Source organism: Synechococcus sp. CCAP 1479/10 (assembly GCF_019038515.1).
In the GTDB taxonomy this organism is placed as follows: domain Bacteria; phylum Cyanobacteriota; class Cyanobacteriia; order PCC-6307; family Cyanobiaceae; genus Cyanobium.
The window spans coordinates 318,355-339,880 of the sequence record NZ_JAFKRJ010000026.1; the positions used below are offsets into that span (position 1 = coordinate 318,355).

20 protein-coding genes and 1 pseudogene are annotated in these 21,526 nt (G+C 71.5%); 6 read left to right on the forward strand and 15 right to left on the reverse strand.

The annotated features are described in order from the left end of the window. Nucleotide 1: 1 nt before the first annotated feature. From KUG39_RS09795 to KUG39_RS09835, 9 genes are all read right to left on the reverse strand, one after another. Nucleotides 2-1,414, reverse strand: coding sequence for a TldD/PmbA family protein (locus tag KUG39_RS09795; protein WP_216914932.1), 1,413 nt, complete (start codon nt 1,412-1,414; stop codon nt 2-4). An 87-nt stretch (nt 1,415-1,501) separates the two neighbouring features. Then, nucleotides 1,502-2,593, reverse strand: a complete 1,092-nt coding sequence (acsF, locus tag KUG39_RS09800) for a magnesium-protoporphyrin IX monomethyl ester (oxidative) cyclase (RefSeq protein ID WP_094584707.1) — start codon at nt 2,591-2,593, stop codon at nt 1,502-1,504. Between the two features lie 103 nt (nt 2,594-2,696). Then, complete coding sequence (locus KUG39_RS09805) at nt 2,697-3,140, reverse strand: DUF2996 domain-containing protein (protein WP_216914801.1); 444 nt, start codon at nt 3,138-3,140, stop codon at nt 2,697-2,699. A 77-nt stretch (nt 3,141-3,217) separates the two neighbouring features. Next, nucleotides 3,218-3,760: a hypothetical protein gene (locus tag KUG39_RS09810; RefSeq protein WP_216914803.1), complete on the reverse strand. Its 543-nt coding sequence runs from the start codon at nt 3,758-3,760 to the stop codon at nt 3,218-3,220. 11 nt (nt 3,761-3,771) lie between these two features. Next, a complete protein-coding gene (locus KUG39_RS09815) occupies nt 3,772-4,422 on the reverse strand; it encodes a flavin prenyltransferase UbiX (RefSeq protein ID WP_094586238.1) in 651 nt (216 codons plus the stop codon). 7 nt (nt 4,423-4,429) lie between these two features. Continuing rightward, complete coding sequence (locus tag KUG39_RS09820) at nt 4,430-6,736, reverse strand: RNB domain-containing ribonuclease (protein ID WP_216914805.1); 2,307 nt, start codon at nt 6,734-6,736, stop codon at nt 4,430-4,432. Between the two features lie 143 nt (nt 6,737-6,879). Further along, entirely contained in the window at nt 6,880-7,221 is a 342-nt protein-coding gene (locus KUG39_RS09825; RefSeq protein WP_094586176.1) for a TMEM165/GDT1 family protein, read from the reverse strand. Between the two features lie 19 nt (nt 7,222-7,240). Beyond that, complete coding sequence (locus KUG39_RS09830; RefSeq protein WP_094586177.1) at nt 7,241-7,579, reverse strand: TMEM165/GDT1 family protein; 339 nt, start codon at nt 7,577-7,579, stop codon at nt 7,241-7,243. Continuing rightward, nucleotides 7,576-7,959 (reverse strand): YkgJ family cysteine cluster protein, encoded by a 384-nt coding sequence (locus KUG39_RS09835; RefSeq protein ID WP_094586178.1) that lies wholly within the window; start codon nt 7,957-7,959, stop codon nt 7,576-7,578. The genes KUG39_RS09830 and KUG39_RS09835 overlap by 4 nt, the downstream gene beginning before the upstream one ends. A 162-nt stretch (nt 7,960-8,121) precedes the next feature. On the opposite strand from KUG39_RS09835, the gene psb30 reads away from it, so the two are divergent. Further along, complete coding sequence (gene psb30 / locus KUG39_RS09840) at nt 8,122-8,229, forward strand: photosystem II reaction center protein Ycf12/Psb30 (RefSeq protein WP_071881620.1); 108 nt, start codon at nt 8,122-8,124, stop codon at nt 8,227-8,229. A 72-nt stretch (nt 8,230-8,301) separates the two neighbouring features. Here psb30 and KUG39_RS09845 read toward each other — a convergent pair. Both KUG39_RS09845 and recJ read right to left on the reverse strand, forming a co-directional pair. Next, nucleotides 8,302-9,513, reverse strand: a pseudogene (locus KUG39_RS09845) (chloride channel protein); the annotation flags it as partial. Then, nucleotides 9,510-11,426 (reverse strand): single-stranded-DNA-specific exonuclease RecJ, encoded by a 1,917-nt coding sequence (gene recJ, locus KUG39_RS09850; protein ID WP_216914807.1) that lies wholly within the window; start codon nt 11,424-11,426, stop codon nt 9,510-9,512. The gene recJ and the pseudogene KUG39_RS09845, both read right to left, overlap by 4 nt. A gap of 88 nt (nt 11,427-11,514) precedes the next feature. Here recJ and KUG39_RS09855 point away from each other — a divergent pair, with 88 nt between their 5' ends. Genes KUG39_RS09855 through KUG39_RS09865 form a run of 3 tightly spaced genes read left to right on the forward strand, consistent with a single transcriptional unit; the run spans nt 11,515 to nt 13,590 of the window. Further along, a complete protein-coding gene (locus KUG39_RS09855) occupies nt 11,515-12,276 on the forward strand; it encodes an HAD-IA family hydrolase (protein ID WP_094586180.1) in 762 nt (253 codons plus the stop codon). Further along, on the forward strand, nt 12,273-12,620 hold the full coding sequence (locus tag KUG39_RS09860) for a DUF565 domain-containing protein (protein ID WP_094586181.1): 348 nt from the start codon (nt 12,273-12,275) through the stop codon (nt 12,618-12,620). Before KUG39_RS09855 ends, KUG39_RS09860 begins: the two co-directional genes overlap by 4 nt. Before the next feature lie 25 nt (nt 12,621-12,645). Then, nucleotides 12,646-13,590, forward strand: a complete 945-nt coding sequence (locus KUG39_RS09865) for a hypothetical protein (RefSeq protein WP_216918290.1) — start codon at nt 12,646-12,648, stop codon at nt 13,588-13,590. Here the strand turns inward: KUG39_RS09865 and rpmF are convergent. Continuing rightward, nucleotides 13,548-13,730 carry a 50S ribosomal protein L32 gene (rpmF, locus tag KUG39_RS09870; protein ID WP_190609576.1) on the reverse strand — a complete coding sequence of 61 codons (183 nt, stop codon included), beginning with the start codon at nt 13,728-13,730 and terminating at the stop codon, nt 13,548-13,550. The genes KUG39_RS09865 and rpmF overlap by 43 nt on opposite strands. Before the next feature lie 253 nt (nt 13,731-13,983). Between rpmF and ftsH the strand changes: the two genes are divergently transcribed. Next, on the forward strand, nt 13,984-15,810 hold the full coding sequence (ftsH, locus tag KUG39_RS09875; protein WP_353617373.1) for an ATP-dependent zinc metalloprotease FtsH: 1,827 nt from the start codon (nt 13,984-13,986) through the stop codon (nt 15,808-15,810). Here ftsH and KUG39_RS09880 read toward each other — a convergent pair. The 3 genes from KUG39_RS09880 to thrC form a co-directional block, all read right to left on the reverse strand. Then, nucleotides 15,748-16,743 carry a cupin domain-containing protein gene (locus KUG39_RS09880; protein WP_216914813.1) on the reverse strand — a complete coding sequence of 332 codons (996 nt, stop codon included), beginning with the start codon at nt 16,741-16,743 and terminating at the stop codon, nt 15,748-15,750. The genes ftsH and KUG39_RS09880 overlap by 63 nt on opposite strands. 132 nt (nt 16,744-16,875) lie before the next feature. After that, the gene (locus KUG39_RS09885) at nt 16,876-17,151 is read right to left on the reverse strand and encodes a MoaD/ThiS family protein (RefSeq protein WP_094586186.1); all 276 of its coding nucleotides are present in this window, start codon (nt 17,149-17,151) and stop codon (nt 16,876-16,878) included. A 55-nt stretch (nt 17,152-17,206) separates the two neighbouring features. Continuing rightward, nucleotides 17,207-18,487: a threonine synthase gene (thrC, locus tag KUG39_RS09890; RefSeq protein ID WP_094586187.1), complete on the reverse strand. Its 1,281-nt coding sequence runs from the start codon at nt 18,485-18,487 to the stop codon at nt 17,207-17,209. A gap of 130 nt (nt 18,488-18,617) precedes the next feature. Between thrC and KUG39_RS09895 the strand changes: the two genes are divergently transcribed. Continuing rightward, nucleotides 18,618-21,503 carry a UPF0182 family protein gene (locus KUG39_RS09895; RefSeq protein WP_216914815.1) on the forward strand — a complete coding sequence of 962 codons (2,886 nt, stop codon included), beginning with the start codon at nt 18,618-18,620 and terminating at the stop codon, nt 21,501-21,503. Nucleotides 21,504-21,526: the final 23 nt, after the last annotated feature.

Here is a 21,526-nt window from a genome sequence, read left to right on the forward strand (position 1 = left end):
ATCAGCGTCCCCCCACGGTGATGGTGTCGACCTTGATGTGGGGCTGGCCCACGGTGACGAAGATGCTGCCGCTGACCGAGCCGCAGAAGCCGGCGGCCAGCTCCAGGTCGTTGGCGCACATGGAGATCCGGGGCATCACCTCCTTGGCGTCGCCGATCAGGGTGGCCCCCTTCACCGGCTTGGTGAGGGTTCCGTTCTCGATCAGGTAGCCCTCCTCGACGGCGAAGTTGAACTGGCCGGTGGGGCCGACGCTGCCGCCCCCCATCGACTTGCAGTAGAGCCCCTTGTCGACGGAGGCGATCAGATCCTCCGGGCTGTGGGGGCCGGCGGCGATGTAGGTGTTGCGCATGCGGCTGGCGGCGGCGAAGGCGTGGCTCTGGCGCCGGCCGCTGCCGGTGCGGGGATGGCCGGTGCGGCGCTCCCCGGCCCGGTCGCTGAGGAAACGCTGCAGGACGCCGTTCTCGATCAGCACCGTGCGCTGGGGTTCCATGCCCTCGTCGTCCATGGCCAGGGACCCGAAAGCGCCGGCGGTGAGGCCTTCGTCGATGGCCGTGAGGGAGGGGTGGGCGATGGCCTGGCCGACCATGTCGGCGAAGGGGGTGGTGGCCCGCTCCACCTGGGTGGTCTCCAGCAGGTGGCCGCAGGCCTCATGGAAGATCACACCGCCGAAGCGGTTGGCCAGCACAACGGGAAACTGGCCGGCCTCGACGTAATCGGCGTAAAGCATGGTGCCGGCGCTGCTGCAGACGTCCACGGCGGCCGCCTCCACATCCCAGCGACGCAGGTCGTCAGGGCTGTCGGAGGTGCCGTAGCGGCGGCCCAGGCTGGCCCGGTGGTCGCCGTCGGCCGCCAGCACATTGAGGCCCACCGACTGGTGCAGCCGCACGTCCCGGGCGAAGGTGCCATCGCTGGCGGCCACCAGGACCTCCTGCCAGTCGCGGGCATAGCTGCCGCGACGCACCTGCAGGTGGTGGCCATGGGCCTGGAGCCGGTCGGTGCCCTCAAGCAGACGGCTGGTTGCCTCCGCCAGGGACGGACAGGACGGCAGCCAGCCGTCCTTGGTGGCGGCGAAGTCGCGCAGCTCGGGCAGGCCGTCAAAGCCCCCGCCTGTGTGGGCGGGGAGCACGAGGCCCAGCATGCCCAGGGCCTGCTCAAGGGCGGCCCGCAGGCCGGCGGCGCTCAGGTCATTGGTGGAGACGAAACCGTCCCGATCCCCCAGGAACACCCGCAGCCCTGCCCCGGCGCCGAAGGCCGGGCTGACGCTGGTGATCGAATCCTGCTCGGCGAGCAGGCCGAGATGGTCGGAGCGCTCCAGGAACACCTCCACCAGGTCGGCCCCGGCCGAGCGCCCAGAGGCCAGGAGCGGCTCCAGGACGGAACGCCAGGCCGGATCGCCGAGGGCCGCCGGGGACAGGGTGAGCGCAGTGCCGGCCGGTGCGCCGGTGGGAGGGGAGACGACCAAGCGGCGAAGGGAGAACTGGGTCGATTCTGGCGGGTCGGCTCAGCGCACGGCGGGCTGGAAGCGCTCGCTGCGGATCGGCGCCATCAGGAACAGGCGCGCCATCTGGACACCGTTGCCGAACCAGTGGGGCAGTTTGCGCAGGGCACGCACCGGCGCCGGGGCGCCGGAACGGTCGGCCCGATCGAGGGCGGCGTTGTTCTGCACCAGCTTCTCCAGCCGCTCGTAGAACTCGGGGTGCTCGACGTTGAGCACCACGGGGAACACCCGGGCGGAGGTTTCGTTGGTCTTGGCGATCACGTACTTGTCGTAGGTGCGGGCATCAAGCCCGAGGGCCTCATAGAACTCCTTGCGGGCGACGTCGCGCACATACATGGTGGCGAACACGGCCAGCAGGAAGAAGCGGCACCAGAGGCGGGCGGTGAAGCCGCGCACCGTATCCGGTTGGGCCTTCATCAGGGCGTCAAAGAAGTCGCCGTGGCGGTTCTCGTCCTGGCACCAGTTCTCGAAGAAGTTGAAGATCGGGAAGATCTTGCTTTCCGGGTGCTGCTCCAGGTGGCGGTAGATGGCGATGTAGCGCCAGTAGCCGATCTTCTCGGAGAGGTAGGTGGCGTAGAAGATGAACTTGGGCTGGAAGTGGGTGTAGGCCTTGGTGGCCGTCAGGAAGCCCAGGTCGAGCTGGAGGCCGAAATCGGCCATGGCCTTGTTGAGGAAGCCGGCATGGCGGGCCTCATCGCGGGCCATGTGGGCAAAACATTCCGCCAGCAGCGGGTTGCGCTCCTTGATGCGGCGGCTCAGCTCCTTGTAGAGCAGGAAGCCCGAGAACTCCGAGGTGCAACTCTGCTCGAGAAACTCGACGAACACCCGACGGGTCTCGGGGTCCAGCTTGTCGGCGGCGCCTTCGAACTGGTCGTCGCGGACGAAATGGTGGCGGTTGTAGTCCTTGCGGAACTCCTCGCAGATGGCCTCCAGCTCCACTTCGTTGGGCCGCAGATCCATCGCCGCCATGGCGTCGAAATCCGTGGTGTAGAAGCGCGGGGTGAGGATCGTGTCCTTCACCGGGTCCTTGATGGCCGGGGCATCCGGGGTGCCCACCCGGGGGGCGGTGGGGGCTTGGGTGGCGGGAGGCACCATCGCGCGGGCGTTCAGAGAGCTCGGCAGCCATCGTAGGCATCGATCCCCGCCATCGGTCCGGATGTGAAGCCGCGGATGTGAAGCCGGCCGACGGGGAGGTGCCTCAGTTGGGGCCCAGCCACTTCTGGCCGTTGAGCCGCTGCACCACCCGCGACACCAGCAGCGACAGGGTCATCTTCTTTTCGTCGATCAGGAACGACTCCAGCAGGCTGGGGCTGCCGGCCCCCTCGCTGAGGGCGATGGTCTTGGCGGAGCTGATGTCGGGCCGGGTGAAGCAGAGCCAGAAGCGGCGCTCGCCCGGCAGCCGCCCCCGGACCATCCAGCAGTCGGCCCCGACCACGGGCATGGTGCCCTGCTCGAACACCAGCTCAGGGGCCGGGCCGCCGTAGGCCTCGATTTCCTTGACCAGGGCCGGCAGCAGCAGCTCCGGCACAAAGACCTCGAACGGCTTGTCCTCAGGGGCGGGTGGCTTGGCCTTCGGGGCAGCGGTCTTCGCCTCCGGCGAGATGGCGACAGGGTCGGGGGTGTTGCTGGGGGTCTCGGTCACCGGTGCGGTCCCTGGGCGCGGAGGTGCGGGAACTTTAGGCAGCGTCCCGGAGCCGCAGGTGGTCGCGGCGACCGGCGTCACCATTCCTCGCCGTCGTCGTGGCCCCAGTCATCGGCGCTGGCCGGGGCCGGGGCCGGCGGGCGGGAGGCCACCGCCGGCTCGGGGCGGAACGGGCGCGGATCGGCGGCCTCTGGGCGGTGCAGCACCCGGTAGGGCACCGAGACCGTCGGCGCCGGCTCGCCGGGGGCGCGGCTGGGGCCGGCGGCAGCGGGCGATGGAGCGGCCCATGGAGCGGGGGTGGCTGGAGCCGCTGCAGCGGCACGACCCTCGGACCGGCCACCCCAGGGGGCACTCCAGGTGTCGTCCTCCAGCCGATCCGGGCGACGGACCGTGCGCCGCAGCGGCGCCCGCCCACCCTGGCGCAGGGCGAGGGCGGTGGCGCCGGCACTGAGGGCCGCCCCGCCGCCGGCGGCCGCCGCCATCCACAGGCCGATCGGCAGCGACGGGGTCTGCCAGGTGAGCAGCCGCAGGGCCAGGGGGGGGCTGGGGTTGAGGGCTGCCACCAGCAGGGTCACCAGCAGCGGCGAGAGCAGGGGCAGCAGCAGCAGGCGTTGCAGCACGGTCCGGAGCGTCAGGGGGTGGAGACTTCGTCCGGGGCGGACCGGCCCACGGGCCCCTGCCAGCGCTGCAGGGAGCCGAGCTGGAGGCCGAGGGTGTCGAAGACGCGGATCACCAGGAAGTCCACCATCTCACCGATCGTGGTGGGCTGGTGGTACCAGGCCGGAACCGGGGGGGCGATGCGGGCCCCGGCCTCGGCCAGACGGGTGAGGTTGCGCAGGTGCACCAGGTTCCAGGGCAGCTCCCGCGGTGCGATCACCAGGGGCCGTCCCTCCTTGAGGTGCACATCCGCCGCCCGTTCGATCAGATCCAGGGCCACGCCGGAGGCGATCCGGCCGACGGTGCCCATGCTGGCCGGCAGGATGACCATGCCGCGGGTGAGGTAACTGCCGCTGGCGATGGCGGCGGCCTGGTCGTTCCAGCGGTGGCAGTGCAGCCGGCCGGAGCTGCAGCCGGTGCGTTCACGCCAGAAGCGTTCCTGGGCATCGGGCTCCGATGGCACCCGCAGGCCCATCTCCGCCTGCCAGACCCCGATCGCCCCCCGGCTGGTGACCATCTCGACCGGCAGGTCCTCCTCGAGCAGCAGCTGCAGCGCCCGCTCGGCCAGGGGCTGGGCGGAGGCGCCGGACACCGCCAGGACGACGGGAAGGGAGGAGGGCGCCATCAGCGGCTCAGCCCTCGTCCGCGGCGCCGGGGGCGTCATCGGCATCGTCATCCGGGGTGCCATCGGCGGCACCCTCCTCCACCCGTTCGAAATCCTCGGGCTGGAGCACCGCCAGGTCGATCTGGTGGCGCAGGGCGTCCACCTTCTGGATCTCGACATCGACGCCGTCGCCGACCATGTAGGTACGACGGAACTTGCGCCCCACCAGGCGGTTCTGGCGCGAGCGGTACTCGTACCAGTCGTCCTTGAGGGAGCTGACGTGCACCAGTCCCTCCACCTGGGAGGGGGGAACCTCAACAAAGAAGCCGTAGCTCTGCACGCCGCTGATCACCCCGGGCAGGGTCTGGCCGACCAGTGGCTCGGTGTGGCGGGCCTGGGCGAGGGCCAGCACATCGGCCTGCAGCTCCTGCAGAAAGCGGCAGCGGCCGTTGAGGCGCTGGGCCAGTCCGTGCTCCAGGCCCTGCTGGTAGGGAGCCAGCTGGCCGGGGGTCAGCAGGGGCCAGTCGGTGCTGCCGTGGCAGGCGTCGCTGGCCAGGTCGGTGCTGACCTTGTGGCGCACGCTGGGGCGGTCCTTGCCATCCACCAGCAGGCTGACCAGGAGCTGCTGGTTCCAGATGTCGGCGTAGTGGAGGGCCGGGCAGCACCAGGGCGCCACGGCGGTCTCCTCGCCGGCCACCGCATGGGGACCGGCTTCGGCCGCCAGCTGCACCGGCCGCAGGGCGTCACGCAGCTGCTGCTGCAGGGGCCGGCCGCGATCGGTGGCGGCGAAGACGGCGGCGAGTTCGGCGGCGCTGGCGTTGCCGTCGGCACTGAGCTCCATCGGGATGTCGAGGGCCAGGGCCGCCTTGGCGACGTCATTGGTGTCGGTGGCCTCCGCCGCCGGGTTGAGGGCGAACAGGGCGGGCAGCTCCAGGGCCAGCAGGTGGCGGCCCAAGGCCCGGTGGGCCACCAGCACCGCCTCCCGCAGAATCGCCACCGGATCCTCGGCCGGCAGCTCCACCAGCCAGCCCTGCAGGGCCGCGTCCGGGGCCGGCACCCGCAGGTCGCCGAGGCTGTCGATGGCGGGCATCGGCAGGTCGAGATCGATCGACCCGGCCGCGAGGCGCCGCTGACGCAGCAGGCCGCTCAGCTGGACCAGCTGCTCCAGCAGGGGCAGGTGGTCCTTGAGGGCCTTGAGGGCGGCGGGCACGGTGCGGGCCTTGGGCTTGCGTTCGGCCAGGGCCTGCATCGCGGCCCGGTCCACCCGGGCATCGGGCGTGATCTGGCTCAGGCTGAAGCGGAAGTGCTCGAGGCCCCCCTCGGCGTCCAGCTCCAGGGCGACCGAGACCGCCGCCTGGCTGTCGCCCGGGCGGAAGCCGCAGGCCTTGGCGAGGGCGGAGGGCAGCAGGGGCAGCCAGCGCCGTCCCAGGCAGATCGCCTCGCCCTGGTCCCGCAGCCAGGTGTCGAGGCTGTTGCCCATGCCGATGCGTTCGGCCACGGCGGGACTGTGCACCCACAGCCGCCAGCCGCCCTCACGCTCCTCCAGGGAGATGGCGGGCAGCACGGGGGCCTCGCCGCCCTCCCAGGCCTCCAGGATCAGGGTGGGCAGGGCCGTCAGGTCGGCGCGGCCCTTGGCGACGGGCTGCTTGAGGGTGGCGCGGGGGGAGGCCGGACGCTCCTGCAGGCGGTGCTTGGCCAGCAGCAGGTCGGTGTCTGCCGCTTCACCGCCGTGCACCGGCAGGCTGCGGGCGACATGGCCGGCCGGACCGAACTGGGCCACGGGGAAGCGATCGATCTTCACCTCCACCACCGCCTCCTCAGCGGGATCGAGATGGACCGCGTCCTCCTCGGGCAGGGCGACGGCGGTGAGCAGCCGGTCGTCGAGGGGGACGGCGACCAGCTGGCCGTCCTGCCGCTCGACCTGGGCCAGCAGGCTGGGGGTCTGGCGCTCGAGGATGCACTGCACACCCCCCTCCGGCGAGCGGCGGCGACCGCCCTCGCGGGTGATCTTCACGAGGACCCGATCGCCGTTCCAGGCATGGTTGAGCTGGTGGTCACGGATGTAGATGTCCTCACCGCCGTCCTCCCGCAGGGCGAAGCAGAAGCCCTTGCTCGAGCAGCGCAGCCGGGCCGGGATCAGCTCGGGGGTCTCGCGGGCGCGGAGCCCTTCGCCGTCCTCCTCCACCAGCCCCAGCCGCAGCAGGGCATCCAGACCGATGCGCAGCTGCTGCTTGCAGGTCTTGGTGGTCAGGCCCAGCGACTTCTCCAGCTTGGCCAGGGCCACCGCATCGGTCGTGGAGAGGTGGTCGAGCAGATCGGCGACCGTGAACTTCATCGGATGGGACATACGCGGAGGATGGCACTGCCGGAGCAGCGCGGTGACCAGGGTGGTCCGGAGCGCCAGGGGGGTCGTCGGCCTCCTTGGACGGGGGATGGCCCGGCAGCGCCCGCCGTCACGGCGAACGTCACCCGGGGACTCTAAGGAGCGGGGGTCTCGCCATCCTCGCCAGCGGCCTCGGTGGTCGCGGCGGGGGCCTCGCCGCCGTCCGCGCCGGAGCGCAGGATCAGGCGGGTGCCGATGATCAGGAAGCCGGCGGAGGCCGCCAGCTGCAGTCCATCGGTGGGGATCACGCTCGAGAGAGAGCCCCCTGCCGCCGCCCCCACCAGGCTGGCCAGCACCAGGGCGAAGGCGCTGCCGGCAAACACCGCCCCGGGCCGGTTGGAGGTGCCGCTGATGCTGACGATGGCCAGCTGGGTCTTGTCGCCGAGCTCCGCCAGGAAGACGGTGGCGAAGGTGGAGGCGAGCAGGGCGAACGGCATGGTGCGGCGGGCGACGGACTCAGGCGTTGAGGAGGTGGAGCGGCGCCAGGTGCAGCACCGCCTGGCGGCCCAGCCACAGCCCCAGGGCAACCATCAGGATCCCCGCCGCCCGCTCCAGCTGGTGGGGGGGCATGACGGTGGACAGCCAGCGCCCCAGCAGCACCCCCACCAGGCTGGAGCAGATCAGGGCGAGCGAGGCGCCCACGAACACGACGACCGGTCGGCCCGACTGGGCCGACAGCAGCAGGGCGGCCAGCTGGGTCTTGTCACCGAGTTCGGCCAGGAAGACGGTGGTGGCGGTGCTCAGGAACACCGTGATCCAGCTGGAGGGGGCTGGAGTTTCGGGGGTGCTGCTCATGTGGGCTGGCGGATCGTCCGCAGGAAACGGCGCATCACCGGGTGGCGGCCGCCCAGCTCAGCGCGGATCTGCTGCCGGCAGGAGGCGATGGCCAGGGCATCGGGATCGTCACCGGGCTGACCGAACAGCGCGACGAGCTGATCCACCCGGCAGAAATCGGGCCGCTCCGCATAAATGCGGCAGCGGCGTGAGCCGGTGTCGAAATGGCGGCACCAGCCGTCCTCCCCCACCATCGAGAAGTACAGCTCCTGCTGGTCGGGATCGAGGGCCTCGATCGCGTCGCCCCGCAGGGCCGGGTCTAGGCGGCAGCAGGAACCGCAGCCGCTGATGCACTGCCAGTGCTCGGGTCGGGGCACGGGGACGCCACGGGGTCGTTCCATTCACTCACACCCGACGCCGTCTTCCCAGCCCGACGGCGTCTTCCCAGCCCAGGCCCGGCGCCAGCCATGACAACCGATCACGGCCACAGGGGCGGGGCCCTGAAGCGGCCGCCGGGCGACCTACACTCCTGGCCGATTGTCCCCCTCGCCGGCAGCCGCACCATGGGTATCGATTTCCATCTCATCTCCAACTTCGGCGCCCTGGCCCTGATCACCCTGGCCGGTCCGGCCGTGATCTTCATCCTCTACTACCGCCGCGGCGCCCTCTGATCGCTCCGGCACCAGCAGGTCGGCCAGGGCGTGGTACACGGGTCGGCGCTGGATCGCCTGGCCCGTGTAGGCCGCGATCACAGCGGCGGCCACCAGGCCGGGCATGAGCTGCTGGTCGCCCGCCATGCGGATGGCGAAGGCGATCGTCATCACCGGCAGCTGGGTGGCTCCCGCCAGACCCGCCGCCATGCCCAAGGCCAGGCCGAGGTGGGGATCCCCCGCCAGGGCCCGCACCACCCCTGAGCCGAACACCCCCCCCACGGCGAAGGCCGGATCGATCAGCCCTCCGGGAATCCCCGTGGAGAGCGCCAGCACCGGTCCGATCAACCGCGAGACCAGGAGAACGACCCAGCCGGCGTCGATGGTGGTGTCCGCGTCCTGATCCAGCATCAGACGCATCAGGGTCTCGCCATCGCCGCCGCTGGCGCCACCGGTGACCAAGGTCAGCAGGGCCAGGGCCAGCCCGGCTGCCAGGCCGAGGCGCAGGGGCTGCCGCCGGGCGATCGGGGTGATCAGGCCCGTGGCACGCACCAGCAGCCAGGCGAACAGGCCGCCGAGGGCCCCGCCGCCGAGGCCGATCGGAATCGCCCAGAGCAGCTGCTCGGTCTCCGCCACCGGGCTGGCGTTGATCCCGAGGGCGAACATCGGCTGGCCGCCGAGGCCGCTGACCAGGGCCGCCGCGCTGGTCAGCACCAGCGCCGGCCACACCAGCCGCTGCTGGAAGCTGCCGGTGAGCTCCTCGACCACGAAAACCATCCCCATCAGGGGGGTGTTGAAGCCGCCGGCCAGCCCGGCCCCCGCCGCTCCGGCCAGCAGGTGGCCCCGGCTGGCCCGGTGCAGCAGGCCGGGCCAGCGGCGCAGCAGGGCCTGACCCACGGCCGCACCCACCTCCACCACCGGGCCCTCGCGGCCCAGGGGCAGCAGGGCCAGGCTGGCGATGGTCCAGAGGCCCAGCCGTTCCCCGGTCGGGGCGGCGGAGAGCAGCTGGGCACCCCGGTGGGGATCCTCCAGGCAGAGCATCACCTGGGGAATGCCCGAGCCGGCCCCGCGGCGCCAGGGTCCCCGCTGGAACCAGAGCAGCAGCGGCACCAGGGGGATCGGGGCCAGGGCCAGCAGCCAGCCACTGGCGCTCCAGCCGCCGCCGCTGAACGCCGGCAGGGTGGAGAGCAGGCGATCCTGGAGCAGGTCGATGCGGTTGAGCGGCCAGCATGCGAGCCCCACCACGGCCCCCAGCAGCGCCAGCAGCACCAGGGAACGCACCGGTACCAGCGGGGAGCGGCTCATCCTTCGACCATCCCCAGGGCCATGGCCGCCTCCCGCATCAGCCCCTGAACGTAGGGGTGGGGCGGATCCCCCAGGGCGGCGGGGCCTGTGCCGTCGGATGGGATGGCGGAGCGCAGCTCCTCGCCGGCGGCGTTGCGGATCACCAGGCTGTCCCCCTGGCGGCGGCACCAGTAGGTGCGGTCGCGGCGCTGCAGCACCACGGTGTCACCGCCGCTGGAGCGGATCGCCTCCAGCTCGAGCTGGAACCGCTCCACCCCCTGCCAGTCATCGCGGCGCAGGCGGTAGGCCACATCCACCGGCCCCGCCCACTGGTCGGGACCCTGCCAGCGCCAGCCGATCGCCCGCAGCCGCGTCTCCCCCTGGGCCAGCTGCAGCTGCAGGTGGCCGCCGCGCAGCAGCTTCTGCTCCACCACCTGGCAGCGGCTGCTCCAGAACAGGGGGGTGGGATGGCCGATGCCGAAGGGGGCGAGCCGCTGGAGCTGGCGCCAGAACTCCCGGTCGATGCGCTCCAGCCGCAGCAGGGCCTCAGGCTCCACCGTGCGGCCATCGCCCGCCGACTCCAGCCAGCCGCTGGCCAGGGCGTCGAGCCGTTCCTGCAGCGCCGTGACGTTCTCGGCCCGCACCGTGAAGCCACCGGCGGCGGGGTGGCCGCCGTGGCGCTCCAGCAGTTCGGCGCAGGCCGTCAGGGCCCCATCGACGGCGAAGCCCTTCGGGGCCCGCACCGACGCCCGCAGCCGGCCTCCCCCTTCGCCGGCCAGCAGGGCGACGGGACGGCCGAAGCGCTCCACCAGCCGGGAGGCGACGATGCCGATGACGCCGTGGTGCCAGTGGCCCTGGGCCAGCAGCAGGAAGGCGGGCCGGCGGGGACCATCGGCCTCCAGCAGGGCCAGGGCCTCCGCCTCGATGGCACTGCAGAGTTCCCGCCGCTGGCGGTTGAGGGCTTCGCAGGAGCGGGCCAGCTCCAGGGCCTCCTCAGGATCCTCCGTCGTCAGCAGGTCCACCACCAGCTGGGGGTCCCCCAGCCGACCGACGGCATTGATGCGAGGGGCCAGCTGGAAGCCCACCGCCTCGGCATCGACCCGGTGCTTCTCCAGGCCCGCCAGCTGCTGCAGGGCCTGCAGGCCGGGCAGGGGGCTGCGGCCCAGCAGGGGCAGGCCATCGAGCAGCCAGCGGCGGTTGACCCCTTCCAGGGGGGCCATGTCGGCGATGGTGCCGATGCAGAACAGGTTGAGGGCGATCTCCAGCCCGTGGCGGTGGCGCAGGCGCCGGCAGAGGGCGGTGGCCAGGACGTGGGCCAGTCCCACCCCCGCCAGGCCCCGGTAGGGGGAGCCCTCCGGGGTGACGGCCGGGTGCAGCAGGGCCAGGTGCGGCGGCAGCTGGGGGGGCAGGGTGTGGTGGTCGGTGAGGATCACCTCCACCTCCAGGGCCGCGGCGCGCTCCAGGGCTTCGATGGCGGCCACGCCGTTGTCGACCGTGATCAGCAGCCGCACCCCGTCGGCCGCCAGCCGCTCGACCATGGCGGCGTTGAGGCCGTAGCCGTCGTCCATGCGGCTGGGGATGGCGGCCCGCGGGCGGGCGCCGAGCCGCTGCAGGACCCCCACCAGCAGGGCGGTGCTGGTCATGCCGTCGGCGTCGTAGTCGCCGCAGATCGCCACCGCCTCCGCCCCCTGGCAGCAGCGCACCAGCCGCTCGACCGCCAGCGCCAGAGCCGGGAAGTGGGCCTCCGGATCGGGGGCCGCCTCCGGATCCAGCAGCTGGCGCACCGACTCGGCCGTCACCAGGCCGCGACGCCGCAGCAGGGCCAGCAGCTCACAGGGGAGGTCGGTTTCCGGAGCCCCGGCCGCCTCGGCGGGGCCGTCGCCGCCGAGGGGGGAGGGCAAAAGCCAGCGTCGCTCGTCGACGGCAGAGAGCAACGAGGGGCAGGCGGGGCCCCCGCATTGTGGAAGCCGGGGCCGCAGGGCGCACCCCTTAGCCTGACTCCCTACACAAGCGCGGCGTCCGATGGCCCCGGCCCTGTCGGCCCTGCTCTGGGACGTGGACGGCACCCTGGCCGAGACGGAGTTCGAGGGCCACCGGGTGGCCTTCAACCGCAGTTTCGAGGCCTCCGGGCTGCCCTGGCGCTGGGACCGGCCCACCTATGGGCGGCTGCTGGCGGTGGGCGGCGGCCACGAACGGATCACCGCCTTCCTGGAGCAGGTGGAGGGCCGCACGCCGGAGCGGGGGAGGGTGGAGCAACTGCAGCGCCGCAAGCAGGCGATTTATGCCGAGCTGGTGCAGCAGGGCCGCCTCGCCCTGAGGCCCGGGGTGGCCCGGCTGGTGGCGGATGCGGCGGCGGCAGGCCTGCGGCAGGGGATCGTCACCACCAGCGGCCGCAGCGCGGTGCAGGCCCTGCTGGAGGGGGCCCCGCCGGCCCTGGCCCGGGCCTTCGACTTCTGGGTCTGCGGTGACGACGTTGCCCGCAAGAAGCCCGATCCGGAGGCCTACCGGCTGGCGCTGGCACGGCTAGCCGGAGCGTTGGGTGGCGTGATGGTGCTCGAGGACTCCCCGGCCGGGCTGGCGGCGGCCACCGGCGCCGGGCTGCCCTGTCTGGTCTGCCTGAGCGCGGCGACGCGGGAGGAGCCGGAGGCTCGCTTCAGCGCCGCCAGGGCCGTGGTCGAGAGCCTGGAGGAGCCCGGGGCCACGGTCGTGGTGCGCCGGGGGCCACCTTGCCCCGAGGGCCAGGTGACGCTGTCGTGGCTGGAGCGCCTGCTGGACACGCCATGACCCGCCTCCCCGTGCAGCGCACCCGTTTCCAGGGGCTGGTGAGCCGGCTGGGGAACCGCGCGGTCGGCGTGGCGCGGCGCAGCTGGCGGGCCGGCAGCCTGGCCGCCCTGGCGCTGCTGCTGGGCTTCTTCGCCGGTCAGAACCTCACCAGCCTGCTGCTCTTCACCACCCCGGGGGGCCGCCCGGCGGTGGTGCTCGGTCTGCTGCTGACCTTCGAGACGCTGGTGCGGCTGCGGACACGCTTGGTGCGTGCCGAACCTTCCCTGGCCTGGGTGATCATCGACAACCTGCGCATCGGCGCCACCTACGCCATCGTGCTCGAGGCCTTCAAGGTGGGGACCTGAGCGGGTGGTGCCACCAGAGCTCTCCATGCCCTCGGAGCCAGCTCCGGATGCCTGGGACGGGCGGCTGGCCGGGGCAGGGGATCTGGGCCCGGTGCACCCCAGCCTGCTGCGGCTCCTGGCCCTGCCGATGCTGCGGCGGCTGGAGAGCATCCTGCGCGACGGAGTGGTGACAAGGCGGCCCGTGCTCGCCCTGAACGGGCCGGTGGGCGCCGGCAAGACGAGCCTGGGCCGTGCCCTGGAGCGCCTCGCCACCCTCGGGGGCCTGCGGCTGACGGTGGCCTCGATCGACGACCTCTACCTGCCTGCCGCCGAACGCCGCGCGCGGCTGGCGGGCAATCCCTTCGAGGTGGGCCGGGTGCCGCCCGGCAGCCACGACCTGCCCCTGCTGCTGGAGGCGCTGGCCGCCTGGCGGGCCGGGGGGATGCTGCGGCTGCCCCGGTTCGACAAGACCCTGGCCGGCGGGGACGGCGACCGGAACGGCTGGCGGGAGGAGCCCGCCGAGGCGCTGGTGATCGAGGGCTGGCTGATGGGCTGCCGGGCCCTCGGCGCCCAGGCCCTGGGCGAGAGGATGGGCTGCGGAGCGGGGCTGGAGGAGCTGAACGAATCTGAACGCCGCTGGCTGCCCCGCTGGGACGACCACCTGGCGGCCTACGACCAGCTCTGGAAGGCCTGTGACGGCCTGTGGCTGCTGCGTCCGGAGCGTTGGAGCCTGCCCCGCCGCTGGCGATTCCAGGCGGAGGCTCGGCAGCGGCGGGCCGGTGGCGGATGGCTCAACGGCCGACAGCTCGACGCCATGGTGCGGGCCACGCTCCACTCCCTGCCGCCAGCGCTGTACCAGGACCCACTGCTGGGGCCCACCGGCTCAGGGATTCCGTTGCAGGGTGGGGTGATCCTGGACGGACGCAGGCGTGGCCACCCCCTCGGGATTCAGCTCTCTTCGCCCGCTTCGGCCTCTTCGGCAATCGGATAGACAAAGCCCTGGGCGCGGCCGCTCAGAACAGCCTTGCCGAGCGACATCGCCTTCTGGGCTGCCACACCGGCCTTCGCCTTCCAGTGGGCGTGGCGCTGGTTGCGCTTGCCCTTGGAGGTTTTCTTCTTGGGAACGGCCATCCCGCCAACTCACTGCCAAACGATGATCCTGCTTCGCCGACTCGCCTTTCGTCAAATCGCTACAGTCGACTTCCGATAAGCAACTCCTGAAAAGGACGCCAGGCCTGTGAGCAGCAGTTCTCCTCCGGAGCCGGCCAAGATCTCCGCCGCCCTGGCCGCCCCCGGGACCGTGGTGGCGCAAGGCACCGAGGCCGGAGCGTCCTCCACCCCGGCAGCCCCGGCCAGTCCTGCGCCAGCCAAGCCGGCCCCGCCGGTGCGTCCCGGCTTCAGCCTGGGGGGCCAGGGGGCCGGGGCGCCCTCCTACAGCCAGCTGCTGCGGGACATCGAAGCCGGAAAGATCAAGAGCCTGGAGCTCGCTCCTGCCCAGCGCGTGGTGACCGCCACCTTCCAGGACGGCCGCAGCCGCCAGGTGGCGGTCTTCAGTGACAACCAGCAGCTGCTGCGCACCGCCGAGCAGGCCCGGGTGCCGCTGACCGTGCGGGACGAGCGGCGCGACGACGCCATGGCCGGTCTGGTCACCAACGGCCTGCTGGTGGCCCTGCTGATCGCCGGCCTGGTGCTGCTGGTGCGCCGCTCCGCCCAGGTGGCCAACAAGGCGATGGGCTTCGGCCGCAGCCAGCCCCGCCTGCAGGAGGAAGGGGCCATCACGGTGCGCTTCGAAGACGTGGCCGGCATCGCCGAGGCCAAGGAGGAGCTCCAGGAGGTGGTGACCTTCCTCAAAACCCCCGAACGGTTCACCTCCATCGGCGCCCGGATTCCCAAGGGGGTGCTGCTGGTGGGCCCCCCCGGCACCGGCAAGACGCTGCTGGCCAGGGCGATCGCCGGTGAAGCCGGCGTGCCCTTCTTCTCGATGGCTGCCACCGAGTTCGTCGAGATGTTCGTGGGCGTGGGCGCCAGCCGGGTGCGGGATCTGTTCCGCCAGGCCAAGGCCAAGGCGCCGTGCATCATCTTCATTGACGAGATCGATGCGGTGGGGCGCCAGCGGGGGGCCGGAATCGGCGGAGGCAACGACGAACGGGAGCAGACCCTCAACCAGCTGCTCACCGAGATGGATGGCTTCGAGGACAACTCGGGCGTGATCCTGCTGGCCGCCACCAACCGTCTCGACGTGCTCGACACGGCCCTGCTGCGGCCAGGCCGCTTCGATCGCCGCATCAGCGTCGACCTGCCGGACCGGTCCGGCCGGGAGGAGATCCTTTCAGTCCATGCCCGCACCAGGCCCCTGGCCGAGGAGGTGTCCCTGGCCGACTGGGCCCGCCGCACCCCCGGTTTCTCCGGCGCCGATCTGGCCAACCTGCTCAACGAAGCGGCCATCCTCACGGCCCGTCGCCAGAAGAGCCAGGTGGATGACCAGTCCATCGGCGATGCCCTCGAGCGCATCACCATGGGACTGACCGCCGCCCCACTGCAGGACAGCGCCAAGAAGCGGCTGATCGCCTACCACGAGATCGGCCACGCCCTGCTGACCACGCTGCTGCCCCACGCCGACAGGCTCGACAAGGTGACGCTGCTGCCCAGGGCCGGCGGGGTAGGTGGCTTCGCCCGCACCATGCCCGATGAGGACATCATCGATTCCGGACTGATCAGCAAGGCCTACCTGCGGGCCCGGCTGGTGGTGGCCCTCGGCGGCCGCGCCGCCGAAATGGTGGTGTTCGGCCCCAGCGAGGTGACCCAGGGGGCCAGCAGCGATCTGCAGCTGGTGCGCCGCATCTGCCGCGACATGGTGCTGCGCTACGGCTTCTCCAGTCTCGGCCCCCTGGCCCTGGAGGAGGAGGGGGAAGAGGTGTTCCTCGGCCGCGACTGGATCCGCTCCAGCCCCCACACGTCGGTGCGCACCGGCAACCGCATCGACGAACAGGTGCGCCAGCTGGCCTTCGAGGCCCTGGAGAAGGCCGTCGCGGTGCTCACCCCCCGGCGCGAGCTGATCGATGAGCTGGTCAACCAGCTGATCGAGCTGGAAACCATCGACGGGGACAGCTTCCGCGCCCTGGTGGAGGCCCATGAGGCCAAGGGCGGTTCAGCCCTCGCCTCCCAGGCCGGAGGCAAAGCGGATGTCCAGGCTGCGCAGGTAGGTGTGTAACCCGGCGTCCTGAATCGGCAGCAGCCGGGCCGGATGGCCGCTCTCATTGACATGGGAGTGCCAGTGGCCCGGCGGGGTCACGAAGGCGGCGCCCGGCTCCCATTCCATCCGCAGAGGGTTGCGGATCGTGCCGTCGGGGTTGAGGTCGGGACCGGAGAGGGTGGCGCAGCCCGGCTGGCAGTCGATCACCAGGTCGAGGGCGACGGACTGGTGCCGATGGGGGGGCTGGACCGCGCCGGCCGGCACCAGTCCGTACATGGCCCAGAGGGTGTGGGTCACGGTGCGGCTCGCCGGCAGGGCACGGTTGGCCATCAGGAGGCTGAGGCGGTTGCTGCGGGCGCTGCTGGGATCCGCCGCCAGCGCCGCCAGCTCCTCATCGAGCCAGGCGGCCGGGTAGTGGCTGGGGGCGAAACGGGGTGATTCGGCCCGCACCCCGAGGAAGGTGAGCAGGGGCCCGTCGTGGATCCAGTAGAGAACGCTCTCTTCAGAAGCCTCCATCCGAGGTTCCAGCCCGGCCGGCAGCACGAAAAGATCCCCGCGGCCCCAGCCCAGATCGAGGGGTTCATCCCCGGCACCGGAGGGGCAATGGCAGCGGCCAGAGCCCCGGTACACATAGAACAGCGAGCTGGTGGCGTTGGCGGCCACCCCGATCGATTCGCCAGGGAGGATCCGCACGAAGTTGGCGCTCAGGGCCGGGCTTGTGGCGGGGGAAGGGCAGCCCAGACGGGCGCTGAGATCGAGGGGAAGCACCGCCGTCGGACCCGTGGCGTGCAGATCGGGGCCCCAGCGGCCCTCAGGAATCGGCTCGGTGAGACCGGAACGGATCGGGTTGGCGGCCTGGCGGTAGTCGAACAGCAGGGTTTCAGAGTGCCAGTCGTGGCCCCCGGCGATGACGGCGGGGCTGGGGGGCCTGGACGCTTGGATCTGCCCCATGGGATCAGGTTGCAATCGTTGACAGATCTTATGGATTTCTTCCCATCGTCGGCGCTCCCCCGGCAGGGGGGCGCTCTCCCGGCAGGGGGGCGCTCTCCCGGCAGGGGGGCGCTCTCCCGGCAGGGGGTGCGTTCAGCCGCCGGCGACGGCCGGCACGATGCTCACCTCGTCACCGTCGCTGAGGACGGTGGCCTGGTTGTCGAGAAAGCGGATGTCCTCGCTGTTCACGTAGAGGTTGAGGAAGCGGCGCAGCTTGCCGCTCTCGTCGCAGAGGCGCGCCTGGATGCCGGGGTAGCGGCCTTCGAGGGCCTGCAGCAGGCCGTCGATGCTGGTGGCCTCCAGGCTGACGCTGGCCTCGTCGTTGGTGAACTTCTGCAGGGGGGTGGGGATCAGAACCTGGATGGCCATGGAATGGGTCGGTGGGGCAGGGAGAGAGAAACGGGGCGGCGCGATCGGGCGGTGATCAGGCCCGGGGGGCGGCACCGCCGTGGGAAGCCTGGGAGCGCTCCCAGGCTTCGTGGAAGCTGGCCAGCTGGGGCTCGATCGTGTAAGGGGCGCCGATGGAGGAGGCGATCGCTTCGGTGGTCTTGAGGCCGTTGCCGGTGATGTAGGCGACGGTGGTTTCCGAGGGGTCGATCTTGCCCTGCTCCACCAGCTTCTTGAGCACGGCGATGGTGGTGCCCCCGGCGGTTTCGGTGAACACCCCCTCCATCTCGGCCAGCAGCTTGATGCCGTCGATGATCTCCTCATCGGTGACCGCCGCGATCGTGCCGCCGGTGCGGTTGGCGATGTCGATGGCGTAGGGGCCATCGGCCGGGTTGCCGATGGCGATCGACTTGGCGATCGTGTTCGGCTTCACCGGGGTGATGAAGTCACGGCCGGCGGCGAAGGCCTGGGCGATGGGGGAGCAGCCCTCCGCCTGGGCACCGCTGAAGCGCACCGGCTTCTCGTCGACGAGCCCCACCTTGATGAATTCGTCGAAGCCCTTGCGGATCTTGGTGAACAGGGAGCCGGAGGCCAGGGGAGCCACGATGTGGTCGGGAAGCTGCCAGCCGAGCTGCTCGATCACCTCGTAGCCGAGGGTCTTGGAGCCTTCCGAGTAATAGGGGCGCAGGTTGATGTTGACGAAGCCCCAGCCGTAGGTGTTGGCCACCTCGGAGCAGAGCCGGTTGACCTGGTCGTAGTTGCCCTTCACCGCCATCAGGGTGGGGTTGTAGACGAGGGTGCCCAGCACCTTGCCCAGCTCCAGATCACTGGGGATGAACACGCAGCACTCCAGGCCGGCGTGGGCGGCGATGGCGGCGGTGGAGTTGGCCAGGTTGCCGGTGGAGGCACAGCTGACGGTGGTGAAGCCCAGTTCCCGGGCCCGGGTGAGGGCCACCGAGACAACGCGGTCCTTGAAGGACAGCGTCGGCATGTTGACGCCGTCGTTCTTGATGTAGAGGGAGGAGAGGCCGAGACGGCGGGCGAGGCGGTCCGCCTTGAGCAGGGGGGTGAAGCCGGTGCCCACGTCGATGGGGTCACCCTCGACGGGCAGGAATTCCCGGTAGCGCCAGATCGAGGTGGGGCCGGCCTCAATGGTGGCGCGGCTGACGCGGCTGCGGATGGCGTCGTAGTCGTAGACCACCTCAAGGGGGCCGAAGCAGACGTCCTCACAGACGTGGCGGGCGCCGGCCTCGTAGGGATGACCGCATTCCTTGCAGCGCAGGCCCGTGAAGGTGGAGCGGGAAAGGGTGGCGGTCAAGGGAATCCCGGTCACTGGGGGACACGCTAACAGTGGTGTCCGGTCCCTGGCGGCAAAGCCGACCTTCGGCATCGGGTATGTCATCGAGGCCGGCACTTGTCGCCCGCAGGGTTCTGCCTACGCTCCGTTTGTGCCCGTTCCCACCCCTCTGCCGTCCCGCCGGAGGCCCCACCTCGCCATCGGCCTGGCCATCGCCTTCGCTCTGCTGCTGGCCCTCTGGGCGGGGGCCCGGCTGGCCATCGAATGGCTCTGGTTCAGCCAGTTCGACTTCCAGCAGATCCTGCTGCGCCGCTGGATGCTGCAGATCGCCGCCTTCGCGGCGGTCTTCGGCCTCGGTTCGGCCCTGCAGCTGGCCCAGCTGCAGCGCTGCTGGCGGCTCAGGGAGCAGGGGCCCGAGGCGCCCCGGCCGGGGGCGCCCCTGCTGCGGCTGGGCAACGGCGCCCTGGTGGCGGTGCTGATCGGCCTGGTGCTGCTGCTGGCCGGCGGCCTCAGCTACCTGCTGGTGCAGGCCCGGGGACTGATCGCCAACCCCTTCAACGGCGACGTGATCACCGGCTTCTCGGTGCTGCGTGATCTGCCGCCCCTGCTGGTGGCGGGCCTGGCGGGGGGCCTGCTGCTGCCGCTGCTGCTCTGGCCCCTCACCACCCTGCGGATCACCCTGGCGGCCGCCCTGGCGGGCTCGGCCACGGCGGTGGCCCGGGGCTGGAGCCTGTGGCTGCCGGCCCTGCTGGCCACCCCCTTCGGCGAAGGGGATCCCCTCACCGGTCTGGACCTGTCGTTCACGGTGCTGCGCCTGCCGGCCCTGCGGCTGCTGCTGAGCGTGCTGCTGGCCCAGGGGCTGGTGGGGCTGGCGGCCTGCCTGCTGCTGACCATCGGCAAGGGCCGCAGCCTGAGCGATCTGCGTTTCGACGGGCTCAGCAAGGCCCAGCAGCGGGTGCTGCAGCCCCAGGTGGCGGCCCTGGCCGTCGTCATGGCCCTCAGCAATGCCCTGGCTCCCTTCGATCTGATGGTGCAGGGCAGCGGCGTGGCCTCGGGGGCGGGCTACGTGGATCTGCACGTGCGCCTGCCCCTGCGGCTGCTGTTCGCGCTGCTGCTGCTGCTCACGGCCTGCGCCCTGCTGGTGCCCCTGCCCCGGGGCTGGGTGCGCCGTGGCGCCCTGCTGCCCCTGGCGGGCTCGGCCGTGCTGGTGCCGATCAGTGAATGGGTGATCACGCCCCTGGCCCAGCGCTTCTGGGTGCAGCCGCGGGAGCTGGCGGTGGAGGCCCCCTATCTGGAGCGCAGCATCCGGGCCACCCGCCGCGCCTTCGGCCTCGAGAATGTGCGAACCATCCGGCTGGAACCCAACCAGGGCCTGACGAAGGCGGATCTGGCCAGGGCCCCCGGCACCCTCGACAACATCCGCCTCTGGGACAGCCAGCCCCTGCTGGCCGCCAACCGCGAGCTGCAGCAGCTGCGGCTGTACTACACCTTCCCGTCGGCGGCGGTGGATCGCTATCCGCTGCAGGGCAAGTCGGCCCGCGACGGCTCCCAGCAGGTGCTGATCTCGGCCCGGGAGCTGGACAGCAGCGCCCTGCCACCCGGCTCGCGCACCTGGCTGAACCGCCATCTGGTGTTCACCAACGGCCACGGCTTCACCGTCTCGCCGGTGAATGCCTTCGGCTCCGACGGCCTGCCCCTGTTCTTCGTCAAGGACCTGGGCAGCAGCGGCCGGGTGCAGGGGATCCCCGAACTGGGCATCACCGACAAGGAAGCCCGGGCGGCGCTGCCGGTGGGCAGCCCGAGCCTCTACTTCGCCTCCGGGCCGTCCCCCTACGCCATCGCCCCCACCAAGGTGAAGGAGTTCTCCTATCCCGAGGGGGAACTGAACGTCTACACCCACTACACCGGCACCCGGGGGATCTCCCTCGCCCCTCCCCTCAACCGGCTGGGGGCGGCGATCTACCTGCGGGAACCGCGGCTGCTGTTCACCGGCTCCTTCACCGACCGCTCCCTGCTGCTGCTGCGGCGCCAGGTGAACCAGCGCCTGACGGCCCTGGCGCCGTTCCTGCGCTTCGAAAGCCAGCCTTACCTGGTCACCGCCCGGGTGGCCGGCAGTGAGGGCTACCGACCGGAGCAGTACCAGTACTGGCTGCTGGACGGCTTCACCACCAGCCGCTCCTACCCCTACAGCGATCCCAATCCCCAGGGCCTGCGCTACTTCCGCAACCCGGTGAAGGCGGTGGTGGATGCCCACGACGGCCGGCTCTGGTTCTACGTGAATGACGCCAGGGATCCGGTGCTGCGCACCTGGGTGCGTGCCTTCCCGGAACTGTTCCGGCCGCTCTCGGCCATGCCCCGGGCCCTGCTCGCCCACATCCGGGTGCCCAAGAGCCAGTTCGACATCCAGGCGGAGCGGCTGCTCCGCTACCACGTCACCGACGTGCGCACCTTCTACAACGGCGACGACGTCTGGGCGGTGCCCAACGAGATCTACGGCGAAAGCACCGTGCCGGTGTCGCCGTACCACCTCACCCTGCAGCTGCCCGGCGAGCAGCGCTCGGAGTTCGTGCTGCTGCTGCCCTTCACGCCGCTGAAGCGCTCCAACCTGGTGGGCTGGCTGGCGGCCCGCAACGATCCACCCCACTACGGGGAACTGATGCTGGTGCGCTTCCCCCAGCAGCGGCTGCTGCTCGGCCCCCAGCAGATCACGGCCCTGATCGACCAGGACCCGACGATCAGCTTCCAGTTCGGCCTCTGGAACCGGCTCGGCTCGCGGCTGTTCCGCGGCAACCTGCTGGTGCTGCCGGTGGGCGAGGGCCTGCTGTACGTGGAGCCGATCTACCTGCAGTCGAAGAGCAACGACCTGCCCACCCTGGTGCGGGTGGTGGTCACCGACGGTCGCCGCTTCGTGATGGAGCGCAGCCTGCGCCGCGCCCTGGAGCGGCTGGTGGACGCGGCCCCCACCGCCAAGGAGGAGGCGGCGACCGCCAAACCGCCGCTCCCCGACGGCACGCCGCTGCCCCTGCCGCTGCCCTGAAGGCCCTGAACAGCCATGAAAAA